This is a genomic window from Novosphingobium aquimarinum, assembly GCF_009746585.1.
Lineage (GTDB): Bacteria > Pseudomonadota > Alphaproteobacteria > Sphingomonadales > Sphingomonadaceae > Novosphingobium > Novosphingobium aquimarinum.
This window is the reverse complement of sequence record NZ_WRPO01000044.1, coordinates 1-7863: the sequence shown is the minus strand read 5'-3', so window position 1 is coordinate 7863 and position 7863 is coordinate 1. Positions and strand designations below refer to the sequence as shown.

The window sequence follows — 7863 nt, the reverse complement described above, 5'->3', positions numbered from 1 at the left end:
ACCAGCGCACCGCCCACAGGATCACATCACCCTGGAAATGGCGCCACTTGAAATCCGTCATCGTTCCGTCCGTCCAATCTCCGCCAAGCATGCTCAAGCTTCACGATTTTTGCAACAGAGCCCGAAGGAAAGCTGGACCGGGAGACGGCCCACCGGCAGGTGAAGTATCTCAATAACGTGATCGAGGCCGATCACGGAAAGCTCAAGATACTGATCAAGCCGGTGCGCGGTTTCAAATCGATCCCCACGGCCTATGCCACGATCAAGGGATTCGAAGTCATGCGAGCCCTGCGCAAAGGACAGGCTCGCCCCTGGTGCCTGCAGCCCGGCATCAGGGGCGAGGTGCGCCTTGTGGAGAGAGCTTTTGGCATTGGGCCCTCGGCGCTGACGGAGGCCATGGGCATGCTCAACCACCATTTCGCAGCAGCCGCCTGATCGGCGCAGAGCGACAGCCTACCTCTGACTGCCGCCAATCTTTGCAACAGAGCCGACGAGCCTATCTGACCCGCAATGAAGGCCACCTGCTCACGCTCCACCAGGCGGCGCACTTGCTCCAGGGTTTTCGGCGGGCTGTAGCCATCGTCGGCCAGCACCAGCTTGAGCTTGCGACCATTCAAGCCACCCTCAGCGTTTACCAGATCAAACCATGCAGACATGGCCTTGCCGACGGCGCCATAGCCTGCGGCCGGGCCGCTAAGCGGGAGGGTCGTGCCGATCTTGATCTCGCTGTCTGTTACGCCTTGGATGCCCGCGCCCTGCGCGCGGGTCAGACCAGAAACGCCCGTCAGCATGGCGCCGGAAAGCATGGTGATGAATTGTCTTTTCTGCATGATGTCTCCTGTTGTGGTTGGATGGGTCAGGTAAATTGATACGTCAGCGCGGCGCCATCCGAATGGCACCATCCACACGAATGGACTCGGCGTTCATGTAGCCGCAAGTGACGAGAAACTCGACGGTCTGCGCGAATTCATCGGGGTCACCCAACCGCTTGGGAAAGGGCACGCTGGCCGCCAGCGCCTGTTTGACGTTGTCTGGCAGGCTCAACAGCAAAGGTGTACCGAAGATCCCCGGCATGATGGTGTTGATCCGAATCCCTTCGTCCATCATGTCGCGCGCGATTGGAAGGGTCATACCCACGATTGCTGCCTTGCTGGCCGCATAGCTGGCCTGGCCGACTTGGCCGTCCTGCGCGGCGGCCGAAGCGGTGTTGACGATGGCGCCGCGGTCGCCATCGGCGAGCGGCGCGAGCGTCAACATACCCGCAGCTGACTTGGCGATGCAGCGGAAGGTGCCCACCAGGTTGATCTGAATGATGCGATTGAAACGATCTGCCGCGCATGGGCGGATTTCGCCGGTTTTCTTGTCGCGGCTGACAGTCTTGACGGCATCGGCAGTGCCGGCGCAGTTGACCAAAATGCGTTCCTGCCCGATCGCGGCGCGGGCCTTGGCGAAGGCTGCGTCCACCTGCTCCTCGGACATCACGTCCACATTGCAGTAAACGCCGCCAAGCTCGCTTGCCAAAGCCTGGCCGACGGCTTCGTTCATGTCGAAGATGGCGACTTTGACGCCGTGGCTCGCCAAGAGTCGGGCCGTGGCAGCTCCCAGACCGGAAGCCCCCCCGGTGATGACGGCAGAAATGTCGGAATTCAGTTTCATGGCTTTTCCTTGATAGAGGACAGACAGGCGTTAATGGCCAGTGAAATTGGGGGCACGCTTGCCCAAGAATGCCGCTTGCCCTTCCAGGTTGTCGGCCGAACGCAAAACGACGAAGAAATTGCGCTTCTCATGCTCCAGGCCCTGCGCGAGCGGAGTTTCAAAGCTGGCCAAGGCCGCGTCTTTCGCCAGAACCACGGCCAGTGGCGAATTGGCCGCAATCCGGCTGGCCATCGCCAACGCCGTCGGTAGGGCTTGGCCGTCGGCCGTCACTTCAGCGACGATGCCGAAGTCGCAGGCTTTGCGGGCGTCAATGAAATCGCCGGTCAGCAGCAGGGCCATCGCCTTGGACTTGCCGATGGCATGGATCAGGCGCTGGGTGCCACCGGCGCCAGGAATGGCGCCCAGCTTGACTTCCGGCACGCCGAACTTGGCGGACTCGCCGGCGATCACGATGTCGCAGGCCAGCGCCAGTTCCGTGCCGCCGCCCAGCGCGACCTTTTCGACCGCCGCAATGACGGGCTTAGGAAATCTCCCCAGTTCCGAAAAGAAGTCCCAGCCCGTCGGTCCGCGATCACCCATCAGTGGCGCGGCGCGCAGAACCTCGAACGCCGTGATGTCAACTCCTGCGCAAAACACTCCCTCGGCACCGGTGATGACGACGGCTCGCACAGCATCGTCGTCGCGCAGTTGCGCAAGCTGTGCGCGCAGGCCATCGAATACCGTGCGGTTCAAGCTGTTCTTCGCACGGGGGCGGTTGATGGTCAACGTGACAATGGCGCCTTCGCGGCTGACGAGCACTTCGCTGGATTCGCTCATGTTGGCCACGCTCATGCCAGTCGCTCGATGATGGTTGTATTGGCCGTGCCCGAGGCCTCGCAGATGGTTTGCAGGCCATAGCGGCCGCCCCGGCGCTCCAGCTCGCACAGCAGGTCGGTGAGCATGCGCGCGCCGGTGGAACCCAGCGGATGGCCGATCGCCACCGAGCCGCCGTTGACGTTGAGGCGATCATCCGGAATGCGGAATTCCTGCTGGAACATCAGCGGCACTCCGCCAAAGGCTTCGTTGACTTCAAACAGGTCAATGTCGGCCAGGCTCAGACACGATTCCTTCAGCGCCTTGCGGGTGGCATCGAGAACAGCGGTGAACTGGATGACGGGGTCGGCTGCCGCCACGGCAGTGCTGACGAAGCGCGCTCGCGGCACCAGGCCATGCTGTTTGGCATAGGCGCGGCTGGCGATCAGCAGCGCAGCGGCTCCATCGCTGATCTGCGACGAGTTGGCGGCCGTGGTGGCGCCGTCTGCGGAAAACACGGGCTTGAGCGTGGCCATCTTTTCGAGGTTGGGGTCCGCGCGCATGCCCTCATCGGCGGTGATGATCGGGCTGTCCGGGTCGGCCGGGTCCTCGTTCAGCCGCACCAGTTGATCTTGGACACGGCCGGCCTGCGATGCCGCGATGGCGCGCCGATGGCTGCGCACGGCGAAAGCGTCCAGGGCCTCGCGCGTGAGGCCGAAGCGCTTGTTCATCAACTCCGACGAGACGCCTTGCGGCAGCAGCGGGTTGTCCTGGTAGCGCGCCAGTTCGCGCGGGCTGTATTGCGAGCCCAGCGGCGCGCCGGGCTTGAACGAAGGTGGCATGGGAGCCTGCGACATCGACTCCACCCCGGCCCCGATAACCAGTTGGTAGGCACCAGCCTGGATACCGTGCACGGCAAAGCTGACCGCTTGCTGGCCGGAGCCGCATTGCCGGTCAACCGTCACAGCCGGGACGGATTCGGGCAGTCCCGCTGCCAATACGGCATGACGTCCCAGGTTGCCGTGCTGTTGATCCCACTGCAGCACGCAGCCAACGATCACATCGTCCAGATCTGCGGGGTTGACGCCGGAGCGCTCGACCAGTTGGCGTAGCGTCTCGCCCAGCAGATCGACGGGGTGCCATTTCTGCAGGCGCCCACCGCGTTTGCCCACCGGGGTGCGCAGAGCACCGACGATGACGGGTTCATGGTCATTCATGTTGTTCTCCTGTAGAAAAAGGTTGGCTCACTCTGCGTAGCGGCCCGCATGCTCGGCGCGTATGCGCTTCTTGTCGAGCTTGCCGACGCTGGTCTTGGGGATGGCTTCGACAAACAGGACCTGATCGGGCAACTGCCACTTTGCGAAGGCGCTGGATAGGTGTTCCTGCAGTTGTTCCTGGGTTGCCTGCTGGCCGGGCTTCAGCACCACCAGGGCCAGCGGCCTTTCCTGCCACTTCGCATGAGGAATGCCGACCACCGCGGCATCACGCACGGCGGAATGGCCCATGAGCAGGTTTTCCATGTCGATGGAAGAAATCCATTCGCCGCCGCTCTTGATCACGTCCTTGATGCGGTCAGTGACCTTGAGGTAGCCGTTCTCGTCCACCGTGCCGACATCGCCCGAGCGCCACCACCCGCCCACCAAGAAGCGATCACCAGAATCGGGCATGTCGTGGTAGCTGGTCGTGATCCAGGGGCCGCGCAGGCAAATCTCTCCGGCCGACTGGCCGTCGTGCGGCAGGTCCTGGTCGTTGGCATTTAGGATGCGGATGTCCACGCCAGTCAGGACCAGGCCCTGCTTGCGCTTGAGATTCCACCGCTCCTCCTGGGTCAAGCGGTTACTCAGCGTGGGCTTGAGACGGTTGACGGTCACCAGCGTAGTGGCTTCGGTGGCGCCGTAGGCGTGCACCACCTCAGCGCCCGTGAGGTTGTAGAAACCGATCATCATCGACAGCGGTGGCTCGGAGGCACCAGACAGCATGCGCATGCGGCCAAAGTCCGGCTTGACCGGCATCGTCTCGATGTACTGCAGCATCGGTTGGAAGATGGCCGGCGCGCCATTGGTGATGGTCACACCCTCGGCGATCATGGCGTCAACCAGCGGCTTGGTGTCTTCGGCAGCGTAGCGGCCAGGCAGCACGATCTTGTCGGCCAGCAGCGTGGCGGCCTGTGGCAGGCCCCAGCACTGCCCGTGGAACATGGGCGTGATGAGCATGACGCAGTCGTCCAGCGTCATGCCCAAATTAGTGGCCATGGCCGTGGAGTGCAAGTAGATGCCGCGGTGCGAGTAGTACACGCCCTTGGGCTTGCCTGTGGTGCCGGTGGTATAGCAGGCGCTGTAAGCCGAGGTTTCGTCAATCTCGGGCCAGTCGATCTTCGTGTCGGCAGCGGCCAGCAGGTCTTCATAGTGCAGCAGCGGCTTCAGCGTGGTCTTGATCTGGTCCAGCGGCTTGTCGGTCATGACGATCCAGCCCTTGATCTGGGGGGAGTTCGCTGCAACGGATTCGGCGATCGGCAGCAAGGACTCGTCCACGCAGACGTAAGACACCTTGCTGTGGCCAACCACATAGCCCAAGTCCTCAGCGCCTAGGCGCAGGTTCATCTGCAGCATGACCGCGCCCAGGCCGGGGATGGACCAGTACAGCTCGAAGTGGCGCCGACTATTCCAGTCTAGGATGCCGACCCGGTCGCCCGGCTCGACGCCTAGTGCGCGCAGTGCATTGGCACTGCGGCAGACGCGCGCGTAGCACTCGGCATAGGTGTAGCGATCCCAGCCACCATCGGGTGTGCGGTAGACGATCTCCTGGTCCCCGTGGGTGCGCGCGGCGTGCCGGATCAGCGTCGTAGTGTTGAGCTGGCGCTCGTTACCCGTGGTGGACGGGCATCCGCGAACGAGCTGGGTGGTAGCTGTCATTTCTTTGTCTCCTGAGTGGTTGCGTTGAGAGCCTGGAACCGTGGGGCCGGAGCCGCTTCGATGGCGCCGGAGGGGGTGGATTGGTAGATGCCCCTTGCCGCGTTGTGCGGATGCCGAACTGACTCGGCCAAGCTGAGCACAGGCGCAAAGCAGGCGTCGCTGCCTTCGAGCAATTCGCACCAGTGCGCCCGGGGCCTGCTGCGGATAAGGGCCACGATGCGCTCCTTCAGCGCTGGCCACTTCGCAGTTTCGTACTGCTCGGCAGGGTTGACGTCCGTCAGGCCCAGCTTTGACAGCAGCAGTGCGTGGAATGCGGGCTCTACCGCCGCGAGGCTGATGAAGCCGCCGTCGGCGCAGGCATACACGTCATAGAATGGCGAATCGTGAAACGGACTCGGCTGCGCGCCATCGATCTGCCCATTGGCGCGAATCCAGTGCACCAGCGTGCCCAGCATGGCCACGATGTCGACTATTGCCGCGTCCACGACCCTGCCTTGACCGGTGGCGCGCGAATCGACCAACGCACAGGCGACGCCAAAGGCAAGGCCCAGCGCCCCCGTCGCGTCCCCGAGTACCGAGGGCGGCACGATAGGCGCCTGCCCCCTCCGCGCAGACAGCGACAGCAAGCCCGTCAACGCGACATAGTTCAGGTCATGGCCAGCGGCCTGGGCGAGCGGGCCGTCCTGGCCCCAGCCCGTCATCCGGCCGTAGACCAACCGGGGGTTGCGCGCAGCGCATTCGGCGGGACCGAGGCCCAGCCGCTCCATCACACCTGGGCGATAGCCCTCGATCAGGGCGTCGGCCTGGGCGATCAGCGCCAGAGCGCGCACCTTGCCGTCGGCCGACTTCAGGTCTATGACCTCGACTGTCTTGCCGCGGTGTAGCGGATTCCTCGCCGCTCCGCCCAGCAGCTGCGCTCCAGCAGCCTGCTCGGCCCGTGTCAGCACGATCACCTCGGCGCCCATGTCGGCCAGCATCATGGCGGCCAGCGGGCCCGGCCCGAGGCCCTCGAACTCCACCACGCGGATGCCGTTTAGCGGCGTCCGCAGCGTGTGCGGCGCGTTCACAGCTTCCTCGCGATCAGTTCCTTCATGACCTCGTTCGCGCCGCCGTAGATCTTCTGCACGCGCGAGGCGGCGTACATGCGCGCGATCGGGTACTCGGCCATGAAGCCATAGCCGCCGAACAACTGCAAGCATTCGTCGGTCACACGGCACTGCTGTTCTGTGCACCACCACTTAGCCATGTACGCAGCCTCGTCGTCGAGCGTTCTGTCCAGCAGCCGCTGCGTGCAGTCGTTGACGAAGGTGCGCACCACGTGGGCGATGGTGGCCAGCTCGGCCAGCTTGTGGCGCGTGGTCTGCATGTCGAACAACGGCGCGCCGAAGATCTTGCGCTCCTTTGTGTATTCGATGGTCAGCTCCAGGGCTCGGTCGATGACGGCCGCCGCTGGCACCGCGATGGACATCCGCTCGTAGGGCAGCTGGCTCATCAACTGCTTGAATCCATGGCCTTCGACGCCCCCCAGCAACTGGTCAACCGGCACACGCACCTCGTCGAAGAAGAGTTCGGCCGTGTCCGACGCCGGCATGCCGATCTTTTCGAGTAGGCGGCCCACGCGAAACCCGGGTAGGTTTTCGGTCTCCACCACGATCAGCGACAAGCCCCGGCTCCCCGCTTCGCCGGTGCGCGCAACCACGATCAGCAGGTTGCAGGTGAAGCCATTGGTGATGAAGGTCTTGGCGCCGTCGATCACGTAGTGGTCGCCATCGCGACGCGCGCGGGTGGCGATGGCCTTGAGATCCGTTCCACAGCTTGGCTCGGTCATCGCGATGCCGGCCAGCATCTCGCCGTTGTTCAGCTTGGGCAGCCAGCGCTGCTTCTGTGCCTCGGTGCCGAAGTCCATGATGTAATGCGAGGCGATGCTGTGCACCGTGACGTTGTTGGGCATTTCGGCCTTGGTCAGCTCGTCCTGCACCACCAGTTGGTAGGCGATGCTGGCACTGGCGCCGCCGTAAGCCTCTGGCATTTCGGGCAGCAGAAAGCCCATTTCGCCGAAGGGCCGCCAGGTTTCGCGCGGGATGTAGCCCTGCTCGCGCCAGCCAGGCAACTTCGGCGCCATTTCGGCGGCGATGTAGCGGCGAACCTGGTCGCGAAAGGTCTCGATGTCGCTGTCCATCCAGGGTTGGCGGTGCAGTTGCGGCAGCATGGAAGCGCTCCTCAGAAAGTTGGTACGGTGAAGGTTTGAAAACTTGGCCAGCAATGTGGCCCCGGGTCATGCCCGCACATCCACAAGGGGGTAGCGAAGCGTCGAATCTCTGCGTTCTCAGGCTGTCTAGGGCATATGGTCGGTACTTAGCCCGTGCGCGTCTTGCCCGCCAGGGCTCTGTTGCAAAAATCGTGAAGCTTGAGCATGCTTGGCGGAGATTGGACGGACGGAACGATGACGGATTTCAAGTGGCGCCATTTCCAGGGTGATGTGATCCTGTGGGCGGTGCGCTGG

Annotated in this window: 6 protein-coding genes and 2 pseudogenes; 1 reads left to right on the top strand and 7 read right to left on the bottom strand. The window is 63.6% G+C overall.

Annotated features, from left to right (window positions below):
• Nucleotides 1–123: 123 nt before the first annotated feature.
• A pseudogene (locus tag GQO94_RS21510) lies at nt 124–435 on the top strand (IS6-like element IS6100 family transposase); the annotation flags it as partial.
• Nucleotides 436–500: 65 nt separating this feature from the next.
• Here GQO94_RS21510 and GQO94_RS21505 read toward each other — a convergent pair.
• The 7 genes and pseudogenes from GQO94_RS21505 to GQO94_RS20440 all read right to left on the bottom strand — a co-directional run.
• Nucleotides 501–791 (bottom strand): annotated as a pseudogene (locus GQO94_RS21505) (ABC transporter substrate-binding protein); the annotation flags it as partial.
• A gap of 82 nt (nt 792–873) precedes the next feature.
• Nucleotides 874–1656: an SDR family NAD(P)-dependent oxidoreductase gene (locus GQO94_RS20465; protein WP_156843226.1), complete on the bottom strand. Its 783-nt coding sequence runs from the start codon at nt 1654–1656 to the stop codon at nt 874–876.
• Between the two features lie 30 nt (nt 1657–1686).
• The gene (locus GQO94_RS20460) at nt 1687–2472 is read right to left on the bottom strand and encodes an enoyl-CoA hydratase/isomerase family protein (RefSeq protein WP_232333065.1); all 786 of its coding nucleotides are present in this window, start codon (nt 2470–2472) and stop codon (nt 1687–1689) included.
• Nucleotides 2473–2483: 11 nt separating this feature from the next.
• The gene (locus GQO94_RS20455) at nt 2484–3665 is read right to left on the bottom strand and encodes a thiolase family protein (protein ID WP_017503626.1); all 1182 of its coding nucleotides are present in this window, start codon (nt 3663–3665) and stop codon (nt 2484–2486) included.
• 27 nt (nt 3666–3692) lie between these two features.
• Nucleotides 3693–5360, bottom strand: a complete 1668-nt coding sequence (locus tag GQO94_RS20450) for a long-chain-fatty-acid--CoA ligase (RefSeq protein ID WP_150426984.1) — start codon at nt 5358–5360, stop codon at nt 3693–3695.
• Nucleotides 5357–6427, bottom strand: coding sequence for a CaiB/BaiF CoA transferase family protein (locus GQO94_RS20445; protein ID WP_017503624.1), 1071 nt, complete (start codon nt 6425–6427; stop codon nt 5357–5359). The genes GQO94_RS20450 and GQO94_RS20445 overlap by 4 nt, the downstream gene beginning before the upstream one ends.
• A complete protein-coding gene (locus GQO94_RS20440) occupies nt 6424–7569 on the bottom strand; it encodes an acyl-CoA dehydrogenase family protein (RefSeq protein WP_017503623.1) in 1146 nt (381 codons plus the stop codon). The genes GQO94_RS20445 and GQO94_RS20440 overlap by 4 nt, the downstream gene beginning before the upstream one ends.
• Between the last annotated feature and the right edge of the window lie 294 nt (nt 7570–7863).